This window comes from Streptomyces sp. NPDC088387 (assembly GCF_044753385.1).
In the GTDB taxonomy this organism is placed as follows: Bacteria; Actinomycetota; Actinomycetes; order Streptomycetales; family Streptomycetaceae; genus Streptomyces.
Window position 1 is genome coordinate 209,850 of the sequence record NZ_JBIVNC010000010.1, and the last position, 21,992, is coordinate 231,841.

A 21,992-nucleotide genomic window follows, 5' to 3' on the forward strand; every position below is an offset into this window, starting at 1 on the left:
CTGTCCTGCGATTGCCCGTTCAGACCCGTTCAGACCCGTTCGGAGCCGATCGGCTCGGACCCGGTCAGAACAGTGTGCCCTCCTCGGGGCCCGACAGCTCCGTCAGCAGGTCCGCGCCGTTGTTGCGGACGTTGCTGACGGCGGTGCTCACCGGGTAGGCGCGCATCAGTCCGGGCGGCGGCGGGGCGAGCAGCCCGCGCAGGTCGTCGGGGTCGGTGCGGGCCGGGTCGAGCCAGGCGTCCCAGCGGTCCTCGGTGAGCATCAGGGGCATCCGGGGGTGGATGTCGGACAGCACGAACGGGCCGTCGGCGGGGGCCACCGCGAGGGGTGTGGTCTCGGCCTCGGTGGTGATCACCGAGCAGGTCGTCCACCAGGCCTGCGGATGCTCGTCGGGGAGGGTGCCGTCCCGCCAGAACTCGTAGAGCCCGGCCATCGCGAACACCGAGCCGTCGGCCGGCAGCACGAAGTACGGCTGCTTGCGGGGCCGCTTCTTCCTGCCCTCGACCTCCAGGTCCCGCTCGCTCTTGCCGGTGACCCACTCGTAGTAGCCGTCGGCGGGCAGGATGCAGCGCCGGGCGGCGAAGGCGCGGCGGTAGGCGGGCTTCTCGTGGACGGTCTCCGCGCGGGCGTTGATCATCCGGGCGCCGCCCTCGGGCGTCTTGGCCCAGGACGGGACCAGCCCCCACTTGAGCCGGCGCAGCTGGCGGACGGGGCGCCGGTCGTCGCTGTCCCGCAGCGGACGGTCGAGGACCGCGTAGACCTCCTTGGTCGGAGCCACGTTGTAGTCGGGTTCGAGGGTCTCCTCGGGCTCCCACTTCTCGATCTCGAAGATTCCGGCGAGATCTTCGGGCCTACGACTCGATGCATACCGTCCGCACATGCGTGCCAGATTGCCAGATCCGGCAGGGGGACCGAGATCAGCTGATTCATTGCTCACTAGCGGTTGACACATCAGAGCTGATGAAACAATCATCAATGAGAGGTCGGAGGCGAGGCGCAGCACGCTCGACGAGCAAGGAGTACGGCCGTGAGAGAGATCGACATACCGGCGGGGGCCGCCCCGGCCGACGTCCACCAGGGGCTGCACAGTGAGGCCGGCGCCCTGCGCGGGGAGCAACCCGACCGGGCCCGCAACCCGGTGATCAAGGTGATCGGGCTCGCCCGGCTGGAGTTCGTCAAGGCCGACCTCGACCGTGCCGAGCGGTTCGCCCGCGACTTCGGCTTCGTCGTCCACGACCGCACACCCGACCTGCTCAGCCTGCGCGGCACCTGGTCGGCCCTGCCGTGTCTGGTCGTCCGGCGCGGCCGCCGGGCCGGTTTCGCCGGGCCGACGTTCCTCGCCGAGTCGGTCGAGGACGTGCGCAGGCTCGCGCGCTGGGCGGGGACGAACGTACTGCCGTTCGACGGCGGCCAGGCCGTGCGGCTGACGGATCCGAGCGGGCTGTCCGTGCGGGTCGTGGCGGGTCTGGCACCGCCGGCCGCGCTGCCCGAGCGCGACCCGCTCGACTGGAACGTCGGCATGAAGCCGGTCCGGTTCAACGCGACCCAGCGACCGCCGCGCGCCGCACCCGAGATCCAGCGGCTCGGGCACTTCGTGCTGGAGACCACGCGGTTCCGGCGGGCGCTGTCCTGGTACCTGGAGGCGCTCGGGATGATCGTGAGCGACTTCCTCTATCTGGACGCCCTGCGCGACCGGGGTCCCACGATGGCGTTCCTCCGCTGCGACCTCGGGTCGGTGCCGACGGACCACCACACGATGGCCATGCACCTGGGGCCGCGGACGGGGTATGTGCACTCCGCCTACCAGGTCACCGATCTCGACGCGGTGGCCGCGGGCGGCCAGTACCTCGCCGAGCGGGGCTACCGGCGGGTGTGGGGCGTCGGCCGGCACATCCAGGGCAGCCAGATCTTCGACTACTGGCGCGACCCCGACCGGATGATGGTCGAGCACTACGCCGACGGGGATCTCTTCGACTCCTCCCTGGAGCCCGGCTGGGCGCCCATGAGCGCCGGCGGTCTCTCGCAGTGGGGCCCGCCCGTCTCCCGTGACTTCCTGGGCAGCACGCCCGGTCCGGCCCTGGTCGCCGCCCTGGTCAGGGCGCTGGGCGACGGGACCAACGAGATCGACAAGGACACCCTGATGGCACTGGCGAAAGCGATGGCGGCATGAGCACGAACGTGGCACGCACCGACGACGGCTGGTGGGTCGAGCAGGGCGGCCGGCTGACCCCGGTCACCACCGACGCGACCACCACGGCGGAACTGCTGGCCGACCGGGCCGCGGTGGACAAGGCCGCGGCCACCCCCGACCCCGACGGGCCGCAGCTCGCAGACGTCGTGCTGCGCTCACCGGTCACCGTGCCGGCCCGGGTGGTCGCGCAGATGGTCAACTACCGCAGCCACGCGACCGATTCGGGCATCGACCCGGACACCGTCCCGCCGGCGTTCTTCCGCAAGGCGTCCGGCTCGGTCTGCGGTCCCGGCGACGACATCCGCTGCCCGGACCACGTCGGCTTCCTCGACTACGAGGTCGAGCTGGGCCTGGTCATCGGGCGGCGGATCGACGTCGGCACCGTGGTGGCCGAGGGCGACCTCGCCGACCTGGTCGCGGGCGTCGTCGTCACCAACGACGTCAGCGCCCGTGACATCCAGCTGACCCGCACCCAGTTCTACGAGTCGAAGTCCTACCCGACCTTCACCCCCGTCGGCCCCTTCCTGACCCTCCTCCAGGGCGAGGAACTCACCGCCCTGGAGCGGCTGCGGCTGACCCTGAGCGTCAACGGCGAGGTCCGCCAGGACAGCACCGTCGCGGACATGATCGTCAAGCCCGCCCGCGCGCTCACCCTGCTCTCCCGCTTCCAGGCGCTCGACCCCGGCGACCTGCTGCTCACCGGCACACCGGGCGGCACCGCCCTCAAGGCGCCGCACAAGGTCGTCGAGAAGATCGGCGCCCTGCTGCCGCCCGCCGTGAAGTGGAAGACCTTTTTCAAACGGCAGGCCGCCAACCCGCGTTACCTCAAGGACGGTGACGTGATCGCCGCGACCATCGGCGATCCCGGGCGGGGTATCGACCTCGGCCAGCAGAGCAACGTCGTGCGGGGCCCGGCGCGCAGGGCCGCGCTGTGAGGCCGGCCGGGCTCCCGCCGCTCACCGGACGGGACGACCTGTACACCGTCGAGAAGGTGCCGCTCGCCGAACGCGACCTCGCGCTCACCACGTACGAGCTGGTCGTGCGGGCCGCGCGGCGCTGGCCCGACGAGGAGTGCTCGGTCTGGATCCCGGACGCCGCCTCCGTCGAGGAGCACGTGGCCGTCTCCTTCGAGGCGCTCCTCGACCGGGTGCACGCCGTCGCGCACGCCCTGCACGGACTGGGCGTCGGGTACGGCGACGCCGTCACGCTGATGGCGCCCAATTGCAGCGACCTGCTCGCGGTGACGCTCGCCGCCGAGGCCGTGGGGATCGCGGCGCCCGTGAACGCCGCGCTCGACGTGGGCCACGTCGCCCACATCCTGCGTCTGACCGGCTCCCGGGTGCTGGTCACGGCCGGGCCCGAACTCGACGCGGCCCTGTGGCAGCGGCTCCTCGACGGCGCCGCGGACCTGGGCATCGAGGTCCTGGTGGCGCTGTCGCCCGACGGCTGGGACCGGGGCAGCGGCGGCGCCCTGGAGACCCGGCCGGGCCTGCGTACCGTACGCCTCGACGAGCTGGTGGCGGCCGGTCCGTCCGCTCCCGCCGGGCTCCCCGACGCGCCGCCGGCGCCCGACGACCTCGCCGCGTTCTTCCACACCGGCGGCACCACCGGCGCCCCGAAGGTCGCCGCGCACACGCACCGCAACCAGGCGGTGATGGCATGGAGCATCGCCGTCACAGGGGGCGCAGGGCCCGGGCAGAGTGTGGTCGCGGGACTGCCGCTGTTCCATGTCAACGCCCTGCTGGTGACCGCGCTGGCGCCGCTGGTGACCGGCTCCCGGTCGATCTGGCCGAGCCCGCTGGGCTACCGCGACCCGCATCTGTACGGCTCGTTCTGGCGGCTCGTCGAGCACTACCGCCCCCGCGCGATGTCGGCGGTGCCGACCGTCTACGCGTTCCTCGCGGCGATGCCGGTCGACGCCGACATCAGCTCCCTGGAGCTGCCGGTCGTCGGCGCCGCCCCGCTGCCGGACGCGGTACGGCGTTCGTTCGCCGAGGCGACCGGGCTCGAACTCCTGGAGGGCTACGGCCTGACCGAGGCCACCTGTGCCTCGTCGGCGACGCTGCCCGGCGACGCGCTGCCCGGTTCCGTCGGGCAACGGCTGCCCTACCAGGAGATCGTGGCGGCGGAGATCGACGAGGCGACCGGCGTCGTGCGGCCCCTTCCGCCGGGTGAGACCGGCGAGTTGGTGATCAGCGGGCCGACCGTGTTCGGTGGCTATCTGCGGCGTGACGGCGACCGCAGGTGGGTGTCCACCGACGGCGTCGTCGTCGACGGCCGGCTGCGCACGGGCGACCTGGGCTTCGTTCTGGACGAGCGGGTGCATCTGCGCGGGCGCCGCAAGGACCTGATCATCCGCGGCGGCCACAACATCGACCCCGCCGTCATCGAGGACGCCCTGCTCGACCACCCCGCCGTGGCCGCGGCGGCCGCGGTCGGCCGGCCCGACCGGTCCTCCGGCGAGATCCCGGTGGCGTTCGTGGTGCTCGCCGATCCCACCGTCGGCCCCGAGGAGCTGATGGAGTGGGCCGCGGGACACATCAGCGAACCGGCGGCCCGGCCCAAGCGGATCACCGTGCTCCCCTCGATCCCGCTCACCGCGATCGGCAAACCGTTCAAGCCCGCCCTGCGCGAGGAGGCCGCCGCCCAGCACCTGCGCGACGAACTCGCCGAGCACGGCGTCGACGGCGTGGACCTCACCGCCGGCCACGAGAGCGGCCGCCTGGTCGTACGGCTGACCGGCACCGGCGACATCGACCGGGCCGTCACCCTCCTCAAGGGCTACGACCTCGAACTGCGCACCCGGGACAAGGAGGCGAACGTATGACAGCTGGCATCTCGCGGACGCCGTACGGCCCTTGGGACGTGATCGTGATCGGCGGCGGGCCGACCGGGCTGGCCACGGCGACCCTGCTGGGGCAGTTCGGCCTGGTCGTCGCCGTCGTCGAACGCCATCACGACCTGTATCCGCTGCCGCGGGCCGTGCATCTGGACGACGAGGTGTACCGGATCCTCCACCAGCTGGGCGTGGGCGAGGAGTTCGCCGCCCTGAGCCGCCCCGCGGCCGGGCTCCGGCTCGTCGACGCCGGCCACCGCGAACTGGCCACCTTCACCCGCGGACGGACCACGGCCGCGGGGCTTCCGCAGGCCTACCTGTTCGACCAGCCGGACCTGGAACGGCTGTTGCGCCAGAACCTCAAGAACCACCCGGAGGTGAGCCTCCTCGGCGGTCACGAACTCCTGCGCCTCGACACCTCCGACCCCGGGTCCGTCACCGCGCACGTGCGGGGCCCCGACGGCACTCCGGTCGCACTGCGGGCGCCGTACGTGATCGCCTGCGACGGCGCCAACAGCACCGTCCGCGAGCAGCTCGGCATCACCCGCGCCGACCTCGGCTTCGCCCAGCGCTGGCTCGTTGTCGACGTCCGCTGCGAGGACCCCTTCGACGCCTGGGACGGGGTGCACCAGGTCTGCGACCCGCACCGGGCGGGCACGTACATGCGGGTCGGGGCCGACCGCCACCGCTGGGAGTTCCAGCTGCTCGACGGCGAGAGCGCCGCCGGCCACGGCCGCCTCCCGGCGCTGCGGCGGCTGATCGACCCCTGGGCGCGCACGGTCCCCGACGACCGGCTGACCGTGCTCAGGTGCACCGAGTACACCTTCCGCGCCCTGGTCGCCCGGCGCTGGCGCGAGGGCCGGGTCCTCCTCGCCGGCGACGCCGCCCATGTCACGCCGCCGTTCATCGGCCAGGGCCTGTGCGCGGGCCTGCGCGACGCGCAGAACCTCGCCTGGAAACTGCACGCGGTCCTGCGCGGCAGCGCGGGGCAGGACCTCCTCGACTCCTACGAGAGCGAACGTCGCCCGCACGCCACGACCATGATCAGACGGGCCACGGCCCTCGGGCAGCTGATGACCGGCGGCGGACGGGCCGCCGTACCCGCCCGCCGGACCCTGCTGCCGGTACTCGCCCGCTCCCGCACGGTCCACCGACGGCTACTCGACAGCCGGACCCCGGCCCTCACCCCCGGCCCGCGCATCCGGCGCCGCACGCCCCGCCCGGTGCGCGGCGCGCTCCTCCCGCTGGTGCGGGTGCCCGGCCCCGACGGCGAACTCGTGCTGGTGGACCGGGTGCTGGGCGACCGTACGGTCGTCGTCGCGCTGCCCGGCACCGACCTCGCGGCCGTCCCCGACGCACTGCCGTCGGCGTGGCTGACCGTCGACCCGGCGGGCGCCGAGGGCGAACGGCTGCTCGCGGGGTGGCTGCGCGACGCCGGAGTCGGCTGGGTCAGGGTCGATCCCGACCGGGTGATCAGCGCGGCGGGCCCCGCCGGAGTGCTCCGGTGAGCGAGGGCGTCACCGCCCCGGCTACGATCACGGCCATGTCCGAACAGCCACCCTCCCGCGGCGAGCGGCGCAAGCTGCGCACGCGCACGGCGCTGATCGAGGCCGCCCAGGAGATCTACGCCGAACGCGGCGACCTCGAGGTCAGCATCCACCAGATCACCGAGGTGGCGGACGTCGGCTTCGGCTCGTTCTACAACCACTTCACGTCCAAGGCCGAACTGCTCGACGCGGCGATCGCCGAGGCGCTCGAATCCCACGCGGCCTGGCTGGAGCGCCTGCTCTCGGACGTCGACGATCCGGCCGAGGTCGTCGCGACCTCGATGCGGCTCACCGGGCGGCTGGTCCGCACCCGACCGCGGATGGCCCGGGTCCTGATGAACAGTCCGGGCACGATGCTCGACGCCCCCTACGGTCACGCGGCCCACGCCCGCCGCGACATCGAGGCGGCGATCGCCTCGGGCCGGTTCGCGACGGAGGACGTCCGGGTGGCGCTCGCCTGCGCGGCGGGCTCCCTGATCGCGTCGATGCACCTGAGCAGCGCCGACCCGGCGGCACCGGTCGACGCCATCGCCGACCAGACCGCGCGCAACGTACTCCAGATGTTCGGTCTGGACGCCGCCGAGGCGGGCCGGATCGTGGCGCTGCCCCTGCCGACGGAGGAACCACCGGCCGCGTCGATCTGACCGGTCGCGGACAGCGCGTCGGTCCGGGCGTCACAGCCCGCCGACCGGTACTTCACAGGTGCCCCACAGACAGCCCAGGAGCCCCGGAGACCCCGGGGCTCTACTGCTGTGACCTGCGCGTACATCGCCAGGAACGATCCCCGCCGTCCGGGCGTCTCACATACCGTCCGCGCATGCGTGCCACACTGCCAGACTCCGTACGAGGACAGGGAGCGCCCCAGGCCATGGACAGCACGACAGCCAGCTCGCTCTGGGACGAGCTCGTCGGCACCCAGCCCGATCCCGACCTGTGGGTGGTGCTCGCCACGCTGGCCGCCGCGCTCGCCGTGGTCGTCCCGCAGCTCCCGTGGCGGATATCCCGCAACGCCATCACGATCGCCCACGAGGGCGGCCACGGACTGATCGCGCTGGTGACCGGGCGGACCCTGACCGGCATCCGGCTGCACTCCGACACCAGCGGCCTCACCGTCAGCCGCGGCAAGCCGCACGGCGTCGGCATGATCCTCACGGCCGCCGCCGGCTACACCGCCCCGCCCCTGCTCGGCCTCGGCGGCGCCGCGCTCCTGTCCGGCGGCCGGATCACCCTGCTGCTGTGGATCGCCACGGCCCTGCTGGTCGCGATGCTGGTGATGATCCGCAACGCGTACGGCGTGCTCACCGTCCTCGTCAGCGGCGGCCTGTTCCTCCTCGTGTCCTGGCTGGCGGGACCGCAGGTGCAGGCGGCGTTCGCGTACGTGGTGGTGTGGTTCCTGCTGCTCGGCGGGGTCCGCCCGGCGTTCGAGCTCCAGGCGAAGCGGCGGCGGGGCGGCGCCGGGGACTCGGACGCGGACCAGTTGTCGCGGCTGACGCACGTACCGGCGGGGCTGTGGCTGTTCCTCTTCCACGCGGTGTCACTGTGCTCGCTGATCGGCGGGGGCCGGTGGCTGCTGGAGCTGTGACGCGCTGACCGGTGGTGCGCGACGGGCACCGGAGACGGTCTCGGCGCCCCCGCAGAGCCCCCGGGAACGGTCCGGGGAAACGGCTCCCGCGAAGCCCCGGAAACGGTCCCGGGAAAGGGCTCCCGCAGAGCCCCCGGAAACGGTCCTGGGAAACGGCTCCCGCAGAGCCCCGGAACCGCCCCCGATGCCTCCCTCACAAAGGCGCAATCCCCTCCCCGCAAGGCCCCCGACGCCCGAATCGGGCCCGCTCCCGGGCAGGCGCCTCCTTATAGAGTGGGTGCATGGTCCCGAACACCACGCACACCGCCCTCTGGCCCGCCCCCCACGCGAGCGGAGCCGTCGACGCGACGGTCCACGTGCCGGGGTCCAAGTCGGTCACCAACCGCGCTCTCGTCCTGGCCGCACTGGCCTCCGAACCCGGCTGGCTGCGCCGCCCGCTGCGGTCCCGCGACACCCTGCTGATGGCCGGCGCGCTGCGTGCGATGGGCGTCGGCATCGAGGAGACGGTCTCCTCCAGCTCCTCCGTCTCGGGCGGCCCGGACGGCTCCGGCGAGGCCTGGCGGGTGCTGCCCGCGGGCCTGCGCGGCGACACCACCGTCGACGTCGGCAACGCGGGCACGGTGATGCGCTTCCTGCCGCCGGTCGCCGCGCTCGCCGACGGCCCGGTCCGTTTCGACGGCGACCCCAGGTCGTACGAGCGTCCGCTGAACGGTGTGATCGACGCGCTGCGGGTGCTCGGCGCCCGGATCGACGACGACGGCCGCGGCGCGCTGCCGCTGACCGTGCAGGGCGGGGGCGCCCTGGAGGGCGGTCCGGTCCGGATCGACGCGTCGTCGTCCTCGCAGTTCGTGTCCGCGCTGCTGCTGTCCGGCCCGCGCTTCAACCAGGGGGTGGAGGTCCGGCACATCGGTGCCGCCCTGCCGTCGATGCCGCACATCCGGATGACCGTCGACATGCTGCGCGCGGTCGGCGCCCAGGTGGACACCCCGGAGTCCGGGGGCGAGCCGAACGTCTGGCGGGTGACGCCGGGCGCGCTGCTCGGCCGCGACCTCACGGTCGAGCCTGACCTGTCGAACGCGCAGCCGTTCCTGGCGGCGGCGCTGGTGACCGGCGGCAAGGTCGTGGTGCCGGACTGGCCGGCCCGTACCACCCAGCCCGGTGACCGGCTGCGCGAGATCTTCACCGAGATGGGCGGTTCCTGCGAACTGACGGAGTACGGCCTGGAGTTCACCGGTTCGGGTGCGATCCACGGCGTCGACGTGGACCTCGGCGAGGTCGGCGAGCTGACCCCCGGCATCGCGGCCGTCGCGGCCCTCGCGGACTCCCCGTCGACCCTGCGCGGGGTGGCCCATCTGCGGCTGCACGAGACGGACCGGCTGGCCGCGCTCACCAAGGAGATCAACGAGCTCGGCGGTGACGTGACGGAGACCGCGGACGGTCTGCGCATCCGGCCGCGCCGGCTGCACGGCGGGATCTTCCACACGTACGAGGACCACCGGATGGCGACGGCGGGCGCGATCATCGGCCTGGCGGTCGAGGGAGTGCAGATCGAGAACGTGGCGACGACGGCCAAGACCCTGCCCGACTTCCCCGACCTGTGGACCGGGATGCTCGGGGCGTAGGGCACAGGCACCGGTCATGCGCCGCTACGGCAAGCACACCGACGAGGACGACATCCGTTCCCGCCCCAACCGCAAGGGCAACCGGCCGCGTACGCACATCCGGCCCAAGCACGAGGACGCCGCCGAGGGCATGGTCCTCACCGTCGACCGGGGCCGTCTGACCTGTCTGGTCGACGGCCGTACGGTCCTCGCGATGAAGGCCCGTGAACTGGGCCGCAAGGCCGCGGTGGTCGGCGACCGGGTCGCCATCGTCGGCGATCTGTCGGGGAAGAAGGACACCCTCGCGCGGATCGTGCGGATCGAGGAGCGCGCCTCGGTGCTGCGCCGCACCGCGGACGACGACGACCCCTTCGAGCGGGTGGTCGTCGCCAACGCCGACCAGCTCGCCATCGTCACCGCCCTCGCCGACCCCGAGCCGCGCCCGCGGCTGATCGACCGCTGTCTGGTGGCGGCGTTCGACGGCGGCCTGGAGCCGCTGCTCGTGATGACCAAGTCGGATCTCGCCCCACCTGACAAACTCCTGGAACTCTACGGCGCCCTCGACATCCCGTACGTCGTCACCAGCCGCGAGGCGATCGAGGCCGGCGAGGGCCTTCAGCCGGTGTTCGAGCAACTGGACGGCAAGATCACGGCCTTCGTCGGCCACTCCGGCGTCGGCAAGACCACCCTCGTCAACGCGCTCGTCCCCGAGGAGCGCCGCCGGCTGACCGGTCATGTCAACGCGGTGACGGGCCGTGGCCGGCACACCACGACCTCGGCCCTGGCCCTCCCCCTCAGCGACCACGGCGGCTGGGTGGTCGACACTCCGGGCGTACGGTCCTTCGGCCTCGCGCACGTCGACCCGTCGCGCGTCATCAACGCCTTCCCCGACCTGGTCCCCGGCACGGAGAACTGCCCGCGCGCGTGCAGTCACGACGAGCCGGAGTGCGCGCTGGACGCCTGGGTCGCCGAGGGCCACGCCGACCCTGCCCGGCTGTACTCACTGCGCCGGCTGCTCGCGACCCGGGAGCGGAAGGAAGGCGACTGACCTTGGCGTTGTTTGCCTTGTGGTCGGTCCGGTAAGGGCATAATCGCAACGCCGGATCCCAAGAGCGAGTAAAGCCTGACGAGCGGTCACAGAGCGTCACAGAACGTGGAGTTACGGGAGGACTGGACATGGCGTGGCTGCTGGTCATCGTGGCCGGGTTGCTCGAAACAGGCTTCGCCGTCTGTCTGAAGCTGTCGCACGGCTTCACCAGGCTCTGGCCGACCGTCGCCTTCTGCATCTTCGCCCTCGGCAGCTTCGGTCTGCTCACCCTGTCGCTGAAGAAGCTCGACGTGGGCCCGGCGTACGCGGTGTGGACCGGGATCGGCGCGGCGGGCACCGCGATCTACGGCATGATCTTCCTCGGCGACCTGGTCTCGACGCTCAAGCTCATCTCGATCAGCCTGGTCATCCTCGGTGTCATCGGCCTCCAGCTGTCGGGTTCGGCGCACTGACCCCTCAGATGGGCTGCTGGCGGTAGAGGGCGCCGCGTACGAGGTGCGCGACGCCGCCGTCGGCGGGCGGGGCGGCCACGCAGGAGAGCGCGAGGCGCACGACCAGTTCGCAGGAGCGGGCGAGTTCACCGCCGTCGGTCTTGTGGTTGCCGGGTCCGGACAGCACCGCGACGGCACGGTCACGGACCAGCGCGACGAAGTCTCCGGGCGAGGGCAGCGGGCCGTCGGCGCGGCGCTGCGCCGGTACGGCGGACGAGGACGGCACGGCGGTCAGGGCCGGCGCGGGCAGGCGTTCGCTCCAGCAGCCGGTGAGCATGGCGCGCACCAGCGCGTTCTCGCGGGCGGCGGCGGTGGTCCACTCGGCGGTGGCGGCGAGCCGCTCCCGCGCGTCGGCGTGGGTGGCGAGGGCGCGTTCGATGCCGGCGAGATAGCCGTCGGCCTCCCTGCGGACGAGGGCCCGCGCGAGCCCGTCCTTGCTGCCGAACTCGTTGTACAGCGTCTGCCGGGACACCCCGGCGGCCGCCGCCACGTCGACCATCCGCACAGCGGACCAGGGCCGGCCCGCCAGCGCCGCGTAGGCGGCATCGAGTAGGGACTCCCGCGCACCAGGCATCCTCGCCTCCCAGGGGCGAACGACACTCAGCCCAGATTTGACGCGCAACCCAACCCTGTCAAGGGGTCCCGCCCCACGCAGCTACGAGCAGCCGCGCCGCACCCCCTCCTCCCCACCCACCGACCCACCCACGGAAGCTGCGGGCAATCGTGCCGCACCCCCTCCTCCCCACCCACCCACGCAGCTGCGGGCAATCGTGCCGCAGGGCGGCACGGGTGGGCGCAGCGGCACCCCGCCGTCGCCGGGCCGCGACACGCCCCCACCGCAACCCCGGCCCGCCCAGCACCCCGGCCCCCGGCACCCCGGCACCCCGGCACCCAGCACCCGGCACCCGGCACCCGGCACCGGCACCCGCCCCGACCACGCCACCCCCGGCCAGGGATGGCCCACCCCCCACCCCGCCAGATACCGTTCACGCATGCCCGACTACCTCGACGACCTCCGCTTCGCCCACGTCCTCGCGGACGCCGCCGACGCAACCACCATGGCCCGCTTCAAGGCCCTCGACCTCAAGGTCGAGACCAAGCCGGACATGACCCCGGTGACGGAGGCGGACAAGGCCACCGAGGAACTCATCCGCGGCCACCTCCAGCGCGCCCGCCCGAGGGACGCGGTCCTCGGCGAGGAGTTCGGCATCGAGGGCACCGGCCCCCGCCGCTGGGTGATCGACCCCATCGACGGCACCAAGAACTACGTACGGGGCGTCCCCGTCTGGGCCACCCTGATCTCCCTGATGGAGGCGGCGGAGGGCGGCTACCAGCCCGTCGTCGGCGTCGTCTCCGCCCCCGCCCTCGGCCGCCGCTGGTGGGCCGCGAAGGGTCACGGCGCCTTCACCGGCCGCAGCCTCACCTCCGCGACCCGCATCCACGTCTCCGGCGTGTCGAAGCTCGCGGACGCCTCGTTCGCGTACTCCTCCCTCTCCGGCTGGGAGGACCAGGGCCTGCTCAACGGCTTCCTCGACCTCACCCGGGACGTCTGGCGCACGCGCGCGTACGGCGACTTCTGGCCGTACATGCTGGTGGCAGAGGGCGCCGTCGACCTGTGCGCGGAGCCTGAACTCTCCCTGTGGGACATGGCCGCGAACGCGATCATCGTCACCGAGTCCGGCGGCTCCTTCACCGGCCTCGACGGCCGCCCGGGCCCGCACAGCGGCAACGCGGCCGCCTCGAACGGCATCCTCCACGACGAGTTGCTCGGCTATCTCAACGAGCGCCGTTAGCGACCCCACGCCCCCTTGTTGACTCCCGCTTTACCTGGGACTCTGAAAACCCCCACCCTTGTGAATTTGTGAAACCCTGAACAAGCCGAACAGACGGCACAGCCAGAGGCAGCAGAGGGCGGGGAACCCAAGGAGGTGGCTCCAGCCCATGCTCGTCCGCGACGCCATGAGCACCGTGGTCCTCACCATCGGCCCCGACCACACACTCCGCCAGGCCGCCGCGCTGATGTCCGCGCGCCGGGTCGGCGCGGCGGTGGTCCACGATCCCGACGCCGGCGGAATCGGCATCCTCACCGAACGCGACATCCTCAACGCGGTAGGTCTGGGCCAGGACCCGGACATCGAACGCGCCCACGCCCACACGACCACCGACGTCGTCTTCGCCACCCCGGTCTGGACCCTGGAGGAGGCGGCGCACGCCATGACCCACGGCGGCTTCCGCCATCTGATCGTCCTCGACCGCGACGAGCCGGCCGGCATCGTTTCGGTGCGCGACATCATCCGCTGCTGGGCACCGCACCGGCAGCGCGTACCGGCCTGACCCCTCACCCCCCACCCCCACACCTCGGCGAACGGGCCGGGCTCCCCTCGGAACCCGGCCCGCCCGCACCACCGCCGGGTCAGCCGCGCAGCGCCCGGACCGCGGCCTCCAGCCGCTTGCCGAAGTCCTCGTCGGCCTGCCGGAAGTTGCCGATCGCCCGCTCGGCGATGTCGTCCCGGGAGACCCCCGAGATCGCACCCGCCAGGTTGGCGACCAACCGCTCCTTCTCGTCGTCCGACATCAGCCGGTACAGATCACCGGCCTGCACGAAGTCGTTGTCCTCGGCGTGCGAGGGCGCCGCATGGTCACCGGTGACACCGGCGACGGCGGTGGCCGACCACAGCGGGCGGTCCGTCTGGTACGGGCCGCCGAAGCTGTTGGGCTCGTAGTTCTTGGCGCCGTCGTGGCGGCCGTCGTAGAGCCGGCCGTCACGGGAGTACGTGTTCGCCTCGACGGCGTGCGGACGGTTCACCGGCAGTTGGTCGGCGTTGACACCGACCCGGTAGCGGTGCGCGTCGCCGTACGCGAAGAGCCGCCCCTGGAGCATCTTGTCCGGCGACGGACCGATGCCCGGCACGAAGTGGGCCGGCGAGAAGACACTCTGCTCGACCTCGGCGAAGACGTTCCGCGGGTTCCGGTTGAGCTCCAGCCGGCCGATCTCCACCGGCGGATAGTCCTCGTGCGGCCACACCTTGGTGAGGTCGAAGGGGTTGAAGCGGTACGTCGCCGCGTCCGCCGCCGGCATGATCTGCACCTGCACGGTCCAGCTCGGGAACTCTCCGCGCTCGATGGCCTCCCGCAGATCCCGCTGGTGCGAGTCGGGATCCCGCCCGGCGAGCACGGCCGCGTCCTCGGCCCTGAGATTCCGGATCCCCTGGTCGGTCTTGAAGTGGTACTTGACCCAGAAGACCTCGCCGGCCTCGTTGTTCCACTGATAGGTGTGCGAGCCGTAGCCGTTCATGTGGCGGTACGAGGCGGGGATGCCGCGGTCGCCGAAGAGCCAGGTCACCTGGTGCGTGGCCTCGGGGCTGAGCCCCCAGAAGTCCCATACGTTGTCGGGCTCCTGGGAGCCGGTGTACGGGTCGCGCTTCTGGGTGTGGATGAAGTCGGGGAACTTGATCCCGTCCTTGATGAAGAAGACCGGGGTGTTGTTGCCAACGAGGTCGTAGTTCCCCTCCTCGGTGTAGAACTTCAGCGCCCACCCGCGCGGGTCGCGCACGGCGTCCGCAGCGCCCAGATTGCCCGCCACGGTCGAGACCCGCAGGAACACCTCGGTCCGCTTCCCCACCGAGGAGAGAAAGGCGGCACGCGTGTACGGGGTCACGTCGGCGGTCACCGTGAACGTGCCGTACGCGCCCGCGCCCCGGGCGTGCACCACCCGCTCCGGAATGCGCTCCCGGTTGAAGTGCGCGAGCTTCTCCAGCAGCAGCTGGTCCTGAACGAGCACCGGGCCGCCGACACCGGCCGTCTCGCTGTTCTGGTTGTCGGCGACCGGGGCACCGGCCTCCGTCGTGAGCGGTCCCTGGGTCACGTCAGCCTCCAGCTGCTTGCTGCTGTCCTGTCCATTGGCCAAAGCCAGTCCGGATCCTACATTGGACTTAGTCCAAGTCAAGTAGCGCTCTAAAGCCACACCTGTTCAGGATCTAGGTCCCTTGCTGTTAAGGTGATGCCTATGAGTGACCTTCTGGAACGACTGCGTGGACGCGGATGGCGGATGACCGCACAGCGGCGTGTCGTGGCCGAGGTCCTGGCCGGCGATCACGTCCATCTGACCGCCGACGAGGTGCACGCGCGTGCCGTGACCAAACTGCCGGAGATCTCCCGCGCGACGGTCTACAACACTCTCGGTGAGCTGGTCTCGATCGGCGAGGTCCTCGAAGTCACCACGGACAAGCGCGCCAAGCGCTACGACCCGAACGCACACCAGCCGCACCACCACCTGGTGTGCGCCCAGTGCGGCTCGATCCGTGACGTCCATCCGACGGGCAACCCGCTGGCCGACCTCCCCGACACCGAGCGCTTCGGCTTCACGGTCTCGGACGTCGAGGTCACCTACCGCGGCATCTGCCCCAACTGCGCAAGCGCATAGGCAAGCACTGAGGGCCGGGATCCTGTTGAACAGGATCCCGGCCCTCGGTCTTCAGTAGCGGGGACAGGATTTGAACCTGCGACCTCTGGGTTATGAGCCCAGCGAGCTACCGAGCTGCTCCACCCCGCGTCGGTGAACGTAACGTTACGTCACCCCAATCCCAAGAAGCAAATCGCCCCCACACCGCCACGTAGCTGCGCAGCTACGGGCAATCGTGCCGCCAAAGCGTTTCCCACCCACGCAGCTGCGGGCAATCGTGCCGCAGGGCGGCACGGGTGGGCGCAGCGGCACCCCGTCGCGCCGGGTTGCGCAACCCCCGCCCCGAGCCTCAACGCCGGCCAGGCTCCCGACACCGGCCCCGCAAAACCCCGTACCCCCAAGCGGCCCGCGCCTACGCCGAAAGCTCCTCGCGCAGAGCGTCCCGCAACCGCGCAGCCCGCTCCGCCACCTCCCCCGGCCCCAGGGACACCGCAAGATCGGCCCACCGCTTCCCCTCAGCAAGCTCCCCCCGCCGCGCATACACCAGCGCAAGCCGCAGCGCCGCCCGCCCATGCCCCGCGTCAGCCGCCCGCTTCCACCACACGGCAGCCTCCGGCTCGCTACCCTCCCGGGCCAGCAACAGCCCAAGATTGAACGCCCCGTTGCGAGACCCGGCCTCGGCCGCCTCCCGGTACCACCGCGCCGCCTCCACCACATCGCCCCGCGCCGCGGCCAGCATCCCGACCCGCACCTGCGCCCGCCGATGCCCCTGCGAGGCCGCCCGCTCGTACCACTCCTCGCACTCGCTCTTCTCCTGCGCCGGCTCCCCGAGCTCGTGCGGGGACACCGGCGGGCGGCGCGCGTCGAGCACGGCGGCCAGCCGGAAGGCGGCCTCGGGGCTGCCCCCGCCCGCCGCGCACCGCAGATGCCGCTCGGCCTCGCGCTCGTCGCCCTCCCGCAGCCGGGCGATACCGACCTGGAGCGCCGCCTCGGTGTGCCCGGCGGACGCGGCCCGCTCGTACCACCGCAGCGCGTCGCGGTCCTCGCCCCGACCCGCGTACAGGATCCCGAGGTTGAACGCCGCGTCGACGCTCCCCGCCTCCGCCGCCTTGGAGAACCAGGGCTCGGCGCCGGTCGTGTCCCCGCCCTGGAGCAGCAGGATGGCGAGCGCGTTGGCCGCCTCCCGGTGTCCGGCGTAGGCCGCGCGCCGGTACCACTGCTCGGCCTGCGGGGTCCGCCCCTGCGTGGCGCAGAGCAGCCCGAGGTTGTACGCGCCGTTGATGTCGCCGGCGTCCATCGCCGCCCGGTACCAGCGCTCGGCGGTCTGGGTCTCGCCGCGCTCGGCGTGCAGCGCGCCCAGCGCGTTGGCCGCGTTGCCGTCGCCGTCCTGCGCGGCCCGCAGCCACCACACGGCCGCGTTCTCGCTGTCGCCGGCGTCCCGCAGCAGGAAGCCCAGCGCGCACGCGGCCCGCGCCTCGCCGTCCTTGGCGGACGTCAGGTACCAGCGCCCGGCCTCCTTGAGCTCGCCCCGCCGCTCCAGGATCGCGCCGAGCTGGAGCGCGGCCCGCCGGTGTCCGCGCGCGGCGGCCTGCCGGTGCCACTGCTCGGCCTCCTGGGCGAAGGGCTGCCCCACGCCGCCCTCGGCGCCCTCCTCGGCCTGCCGGGTGGCGAGCCGGTCGAGCGCGCGGGCGAGCCGGTACGCCGCCTCCCGGTGCCCGCGTTCGGCGGCGACCCGCATCCACTGCCCGGCGGCGTCGTCGGCGCGGTGCTCCAGAAGGTCCGCGAGGGCGTAGGCGCCCAGGACATGGCCCTGTTCGGCGGACTGGCGCAGCCAGTACTCGGCGGCCGGCTCGTCGCCGCGCTCGCGGTGGTGCCGGCCGAGCGCGTGCGCGGCCGCGGCGGAACCGGCGACGGCAGCGATCCGCCACCAGCCGGCGGCCTCTTCGGCGTACCCGCGCTGGTGGAGCAAAACTCCGAGGTTGTTGGCGGCGGCGCGGTCTCCGGCGGCGGTGGCGGCACGCAGTTGGGGCTCGGCTCCGTCGAGATCACCGCGGCGCAGCAGCATGGCTCCGAGGACGCTCATCGCCTCGACATCGCCGGCCTCGGCGGCGACGCGGTGACGCGCCTCCGCCACAGCCTCGCCCGCTTCGTCCCGGTCGGGGCTGGTTTCTTCCCGGTGGGAAGGCTGCACAAAACGCCCTGTCTCCAACAGAGTTGCCTTGTCCCCCATAACGTCCATCGTCGCACCACCAACAACCTGGGTACACCTGGTATACCGCAGCCAGTGAGGTCACTTCAGCGTTTTGTCGACATGCCCACAGAGAGACAAGTCAAACACGGGTTTCCCAACTGGGCACGGCGGCACGGCGATCCCTCGCCCCGGCACATGCGTTCGCACAGCACGAAGGCCCGGATCCATGATCGGATCCGGGCCTTCGATGTCGTACGCCAGTGACGTCGACTCCAGTAGCGGGGACAGGATTTGAACCTGCGACCTCTGGGTTATGAGCCCAGCGAGCTACCGAGCTGCTCCACCCCGCGCCGTTGTGTTGCAACCGTACCACGGCGCGGGAGGAGCATTTCTCAGCCGGAGTCGGGGCTGGTGGAGGGGCTTGGACTGCCGCTCGGAGTGGCGCTGGGACTGCCGCTCGGAGTGCTGCCGCCGCCACCGCCGTCGGCCGGCTGCGACTGCGCGTCCTCGGCCCTGCGCAGGGCGTCCTCCAGGTCCGCCTGCGCCCGGCCGTACGCCTCCCAGTCGCCGTTCTTCAGGGCCTCCTGGCCCTCGTCGAACGCCTTCTGAGCGTCGTTCAGCGCGTCCTGGACGTTGGGATTCTCGGATGTCGGCGGTGGTGGCTGCCCGGTGTCCTCGCCCTCGTCCGGTGGCTCGGGAGTCGCCCCCTCCGCTCCGAACACCTTGTTGAGGGCTTCGTCGAGGGTGTCCTCGAAGGCCGTGTTGCCGCCGTAGGTCACCAACACCTTGCGCAGCAGCGGGTACTTCAGTCCACCACCGCGTACGTAGACGGGCTCCACGTACAGCAGTCCTCCGTCGAGTGGCACCGTCAGCAGGTTGCCGTACTCCACTTCGGAGTCGCCACCTCTGAGCAGCCGGATCGACTCGGCGATGTCCTGTTCGGAGTTGAACTGGCTCTGCACCTGTTTAGGTCCGTCGACGGTCGTGCTGGTCGGCAGTTTCAGAATTCTGATCTTGCCGTAGTCGCTGGTCCCCGCCTCGGCGTCGACCGACATGAACGCGCTGAGGTTGTCCCGCCCGTTGGGGGTGAACGTCGTCGTCAGCGAGAACGCCTGCGCCTTCTGGTCCGGCATCTTCAGGCTCTGGTAGTACGGCGGCACCGCGTTGCCCGACTTGTTGGTCGGGTCGTCCGGCACCTGCCACACCTCGCTGCCGCTGAGGAAGGTGTCGGCGTCCTTGACGTGGTAGCGGGTCAGCAGCTCGCGCTGGACCTTGAACAGATCCTGCGGGTACCGCAGATGGGCCATCAGCGAGTCACTGATCGCGCTGCGCTTCTCCACCGTGCCGGGGAACGCCTTCATCCAGGTCTTCAGGACCGGGTCCTTGGTGTCCCACTCGTAGAGCTTGACCTCGCCGGTGTACGCGTCGACGGTCGCCTTCACGGAGTTGCGGATGTAGTTGACCTGGTTCTGCTGGGCCACCACCGCGCGGGAGTTGTTCGTCGCCGTCAGCGAGTCCGCCGTGGTGTCGCCCAGGGTCGTACGCGAGGCGTACGGATAGCCGTTGGTCGTGGTGTACGCGTCGACGATCCACTGGATCTTGCCGTCCACGACCGCCGGGTAGGCGTCGCCGTCGATGGTCAGCCACGGCGCGACGGCCTCGACGCGGTCCTTCGGCGTGCGGTTGTACAGGATCCGCGAGCCGTCCCCGATCGCTCCCGAGTAGAGGATCTGCGGCTCGCTGAACGCGACCGCGTACGCCGCCCGGTTGACCGGGTTGGAGAGGTTGACCCCGCTGTTCGCCTCGTAGCTGTAGGTCTTCTCACCGCTGTCGTCGGAGTAGTCGATCTCCTTCTGGGGACCGCCGACGATCGAGTACGTGCTGGTCTTCTCGCCGTAGTAGATCCGCTGCTGGTACGAGCCCAGCTCGCCCTTCGACGGCAGGTCCGACTCGGTGAAGACCGGGCGGCCCTCGGCGTCGGCGGTGGTGCCCTTGGCGGCCACCACGCCGTAGCCGTGGGTGTAGCGGAAGTGGGTGTTGATCCAGTTCTGCTTGTCCACGCCGGCGAGGTTCAGCTCACGCAGGCCGATGACCGTGTCCTGGTCCGTGCCGTTCTCGCTGTAGCGGTCCACGTCCAGGTTGGTCGGGAACGCGTAGTACTTCCGCATCTGCTGGAGCTGCTGGAAGGTCGGCGAGACGATGTTCGGGTCCATGATCCGGATGCTGGCCGCGGCGTCCACGTCGTCCCGGAGCTGGGTCATGTCCGTGGTGTCGCTCTTGCCGTCGTAGTCCGTGACCTGGGCGTCCTCGATGCCGTAGGCCGCGCGGGTCGCCGCGAGGTTCTTGGCGACGTACGGGGCTTCCTTGGCCTGCTCGTTCGGCTGGACCTGGAACTTCTGGACGATCGCCGGGTAGAGCCCGCCGATCAGGATCGCCGAGAGCACCATCAGGCCGAAGCCGACGACGGGCAGTTGCCACGAGCGCCGCCACAGGGTGGCGAAGAACAGCACGGCGCAGATGACCGCGATGCAGAACAGGATCGTCTTGGCCGGCAGATAGGCGTTGGCGTCGACGTACCTCAGGCCCGTCCAGTTGTCCGTGGCCTTGAAGTCACTGGACTTCACCGCGAGGCCGTACCGGTCGAGCCAGTACGCGACGGCCTTCAGGGAGACGAAGAGGCCCAGCACCACCGACAGATGACCGGTGGCCGCGGCCGTGGCACGCGCGCCGGGGCTGGTGATGCGCAGCCCGCCGTACAGGTAGTGGGTCAGCGCGGCGGCGATCAGCGAGAGGATCGTGGCGGCGAAGCCGAAGCCGAGCAGGAACCGGTACCAGGGCAGGTCGAACGCGTAGAACGACACGTCCAGGTTGAACTGCGGGTCCTTCTGGCCGAACGGCACGCCGTTGACCCACATCAGCCAGGTCCGCCACTGGCCGGACGCCGACGCTCCGGCGATCAGGCCGACCAGCGCGGTGATGCCGAACAGCAGCCACTTCTTGTAGGGCGCGATGCCCATCCGGTACCGGTCGAGGTTCTGCTGCTCCGACGACATCGCGCTCAGCGGCGGACGCAGGCGGTGGGCCAGCCAGATGTTGAACCCGACCGCCAGGGCCATCAGCAGCCCGAAGACGAAGAAAAGGCCGATCTTGGTCCACAGGGTGGTGGTGAAGACCGACGAGTACTTCACCGACCGGTACCAGAGCCAGTCCGTCCAGAACCCCGCGAACATGGTGAACGCCATGCCGAGTACGGCAAGGACGCCCAGCGTCATGAGCAGGGTCCGGACACGCCGGGACGGGCGGCCCACTCTGATCCGTGGCCCCGTCGGGCCTCCGCCGCGGTCCGGCATCTGGAAAGCCAAGGTGCGCACCTCGAAATTCGCTGTTGATCCGTCAGGCCCAGGTTTTGTGGCCGTCCGGAGGGCCCTCTGATCGAAGGCCCTCACCTATGCAACTTACTCACGCTTTACTCGGTTCCCGATTTCGGAAGGGAACGAGGCAGGATTGTGACTATGTCCAACACTCCCATGGCGGCGAGCCCGCTCACCCGGGCCGTACTCGAGATCGACGAGTACGCCTCCGGCCTCGGCTGGGACCAGCCCGCCCGCCTCTTCGCCCTCGTCGACACCGCTCGGCTCAAGGCCCAGGAACCCTCCCTCGCGGCCCAGCTCGGACTCGGCGACGAGCAGGAGACCACCGGTTTCACCCCCATCGAGCAGGACGAGATCGCAACGGACAAGCCGTTGGACGAGTTCCTCGCGACCATCGCCTGGCCCGACGCGGTGGCCGGCTGCGCGCTGACCGTGGAGCGGCTGATGCTGCCGCCGTCCGCCGAGGCCCAGGTGCCGCAGGACCTGAACGAGGCTCAGCTGGCGACCTGGGTGGCCGACCACCCCGAGCGCCAGGAGGTCCGGATGACGGTCGCCGTGCTGCGCGACGGCGCCCGCGACTCGGCGCTGCGGCTGCGCGCGAAGGACTCGCCGACGGAGGTGGTCACGGGTTCGGAGCTGGTGCCGGGTCTGGCGGACGCGTTGAGGGCGACCTTCGAGGACTGAGCCACGGGTCCGGCCGTACGCGCGCGGGGGCGACCTTCGTCCTTCTCG

The 21,992-nt window shown here is 71.5% G+C and carries 18 protein-coding genes and 2 tRNA genes; 13 read left to right on the plus strand and 7 right to left on the minus strand.

Annotation, left to right across the window (positions count from 1 at the left end):
- Window positions 1-64: 64 nt before the first annotated feature.
- Window positions 65-880: an SOS response-associated peptidase gene (locus ACIQAC_RS26520; protein WP_402194865.1), complete on the minus strand. Its 816-nt coding sequence runs from the start codon at window positions 878-880 to the stop codon at window positions 65-67.
- A 147-nt stretch (window positions 881-1,027) separates the two neighbouring features.
- Here ACIQAC_RS26520 and ACIQAC_RS26525 point away from each other — a divergent pair, with 147 nt between their 5' ends.
- The 9 genes from ACIQAC_RS26525 to ACIQAC_RS26565 all read left to right on the plus strand — a co-directional run bounded on the left by ACIQAC_RS26525 (window position 1,028) and on the right by ACIQAC_RS26565 (window position 11,257).
- Window positions 1,028-2,170 carry a VOC family protein gene (locus tag ACIQAC_RS26525; RefSeq protein ID WP_402194868.1) on the plus strand — a complete coding sequence of 381 codons (1,143 nt, stop codon included), beginning with the start codon at window positions 1,028-1,030 and terminating at the stop codon, window positions 2,168-2,170.
- Entirely contained in the window at window positions 2,167-3,126 is a 960-nt protein-coding gene (locus tag ACIQAC_RS26530; RefSeq protein ID WP_402194870.1) for a fumarylacetoacetate hydrolase family protein, read from the plus strand. The genes ACIQAC_RS26525 and ACIQAC_RS26530 overlap by 4 nt, the downstream gene beginning before the upstream one ends.
- Window positions 3,123-5,018, plus strand: coding sequence for an AMP-binding protein (locus ACIQAC_RS26535; protein ID WP_402194873.1), 1,896 nt, complete (start codon window positions 3,123-3,125; stop codon window positions 5,016-5,018). Before ACIQAC_RS26530 ends, ACIQAC_RS26535 begins: the two co-directional genes overlap by 4 nt.
- Entirely contained in the window at window positions 5,015-6,535 is a 1,521-nt protein-coding gene (locus ACIQAC_RS26540) for a bifunctional 3-(3-hydroxy-phenyl)propionate/3-hydroxycinnamic acid hydroxylase (protein ID WP_402194875.1), read from the plus strand. The genes ACIQAC_RS26535 and ACIQAC_RS26540 overlap by 4 nt, the downstream gene beginning before the upstream one ends.
- Window positions 6,536-6,570: 35 nt before the next feature.
- A complete protein-coding gene (locus ACIQAC_RS26545; protein ID WP_402194877.1) occupies window positions 6,571-7,218 on the plus strand; it encodes a TetR/AcrR family transcriptional regulator in 648 nt (215 codons plus the stop codon).
- Window positions 7,219-7,442: 224 nt separating this feature from the next.
- The gene (locus tag ACIQAC_RS26550; protein ID WP_402194880.1) at window positions 7,443-8,156 is read left to right on the plus strand and encodes a M50 family metallopeptidase; all 714 of its coding nucleotides are present in this window, start codon (window positions 7,443-7,445) and stop codon (window positions 8,154-8,156) included.
- 281 nt (window positions 8,157-8,437) lie between these two features.
- Window positions 8,438-9,778, plus strand: coding sequence for a 3-phosphoshikimate 1-carboxyvinyltransferase (gene aroA / locus ACIQAC_RS26555; RefSeq protein ID WP_402194882.1), 1,341 nt, complete (start codon window positions 8,438-8,440; stop codon window positions 9,776-9,778).
- A 16-nt stretch (window positions 9,779-9,794) separates the two neighbouring features.
- Window positions 9,795-10,805 (plus strand): ribosome small subunit-dependent GTPase A, encoded by a 1,011-nt coding sequence (gene rsgA / locus ACIQAC_RS26560; protein WP_402194884.1) that lies wholly within the window; start codon window positions 9,795-9,797, stop codon window positions 10,803-10,805.
- A gap of 128 nt (window positions 10,806-10,933) precedes the next feature.
- Window positions 10,934-11,257 (plus strand): DMT family transporter, encoded by a 324-nt coding sequence (locus tag ACIQAC_RS26565; protein ID WP_402194887.1) that lies wholly within the window; start codon window positions 10,934-10,936, stop codon window positions 11,255-11,257.
- 4 nt (window positions 11,258-11,261) lie between these two features.
- Here ACIQAC_RS26565 and ACIQAC_RS26570 read toward each other — a convergent pair whose 3' ends face one another.
- Window positions 11,262-11,870, minus strand: coding sequence for a TetR/AcrR family transcriptional regulator (locus ACIQAC_RS26570; protein ID WP_402194888.1), 609 nt, complete (start codon window positions 11,868-11,870; stop codon window positions 11,262-11,264).
- A 418-nt stretch (window positions 11,871-12,288) separates the two neighbouring features.
- Here ACIQAC_RS26570 and hisN point away from each other — a divergent pair, with 418 nt between their 5' ends.
- Both hisN and ACIQAC_RS26580 read left to right on the plus strand, forming a co-directional pair.
- Complete coding sequence (gene hisN, locus ACIQAC_RS26575; RefSeq protein WP_402194891.1) at window positions 12,289-13,089, plus strand: histidinol-phosphatase; 801 nt, start codon at window positions 12,289-12,291, stop codon at window positions 13,087-13,089.
- Between the two features lie 148 nt (window positions 13,090-13,237).
- Window positions 13,238-13,630 (plus strand): cyclic nucleotide-binding/CBS domain-containing protein, encoded by a 393-nt coding sequence (locus tag ACIQAC_RS26580; RefSeq protein ID WP_402194894.1) that lies wholly within the window; start codon window positions 13,238-13,240, stop codon window positions 13,628-13,630.
- 79 nt (window positions 13,631-13,709) lie between these two features.
- Here ACIQAC_RS26580 and ACIQAC_RS26585 read toward each other — a convergent pair whose 3' ends face one another.
- Entirely contained in the window at window positions 13,710-15,161 is a 1,452-nt protein-coding gene (locus tag ACIQAC_RS26585) for a catalase (RefSeq protein WP_402195115.1), read from the minus strand.
- A 141-nt stretch (window positions 15,162-15,302) separates the two neighbouring features.
- Between ACIQAC_RS26585 and ACIQAC_RS26590 the strand changes: the two genes are divergently transcribed.
- A complete protein-coding gene (locus ACIQAC_RS26590) occupies window positions 15,303-15,719 on the plus strand; it encodes a Fur family transcriptional regulator (protein WP_402194896.1) in 417 nt (138 codons plus the stop codon).
- Window positions 15,720-15,774: 55 nt separating this feature from the next.
- On the opposite strand, the gene ACIQAC_RS26595 is transcribed toward ACIQAC_RS26590, so the two are convergent.
- The 4 genes from ACIQAC_RS26595 to ACIQAC_RS26610 form a co-directional block, all read right to left on the minus strand.
- A tRNA-Met gene (locus ACIQAC_RS26595) sits at window positions 15,775-15,848 on the minus strand.
- Window positions 15,849-16,110: 262 nt separating this feature from the next.
- Window positions 16,111-17,937: a sel1 repeat family protein gene (locus ACIQAC_RS26600; protein WP_402194899.1), complete on the minus strand. Its 1,827-nt coding sequence runs from the start codon at window positions 17,935-17,937 to the stop codon at window positions 16,111-16,113.
- Between the two features lie 228 nt (window positions 17,938-18,165).
- Window positions 18,166-18,239, minus strand: a tRNA-Met gene (locus ACIQAC_RS26605).
- Between the two features lie 42 nt (window positions 18,240-18,281).
- Complete coding sequence (locus ACIQAC_RS26610) at window positions 18,282-21,239, minus strand: UPF0182 family protein (protein WP_402195117.1); 2,958 nt, start codon at window positions 21,237-21,239, stop codon at window positions 18,282-18,284.
- A 162-nt stretch (window positions 21,240-21,401) separates the two neighbouring features.
- On the opposite strand from ACIQAC_RS26610, the gene ACIQAC_RS26615 reads away from it, so the two are divergent.
- Entirely contained in the window at window positions 21,402-21,944 is a 543-nt protein-coding gene (locus ACIQAC_RS26615) for a PPA1309 family protein (protein WP_402194901.1), read from the plus strand.
- Window positions 21,945-21,992 lie beyond the last annotated feature (48 nt).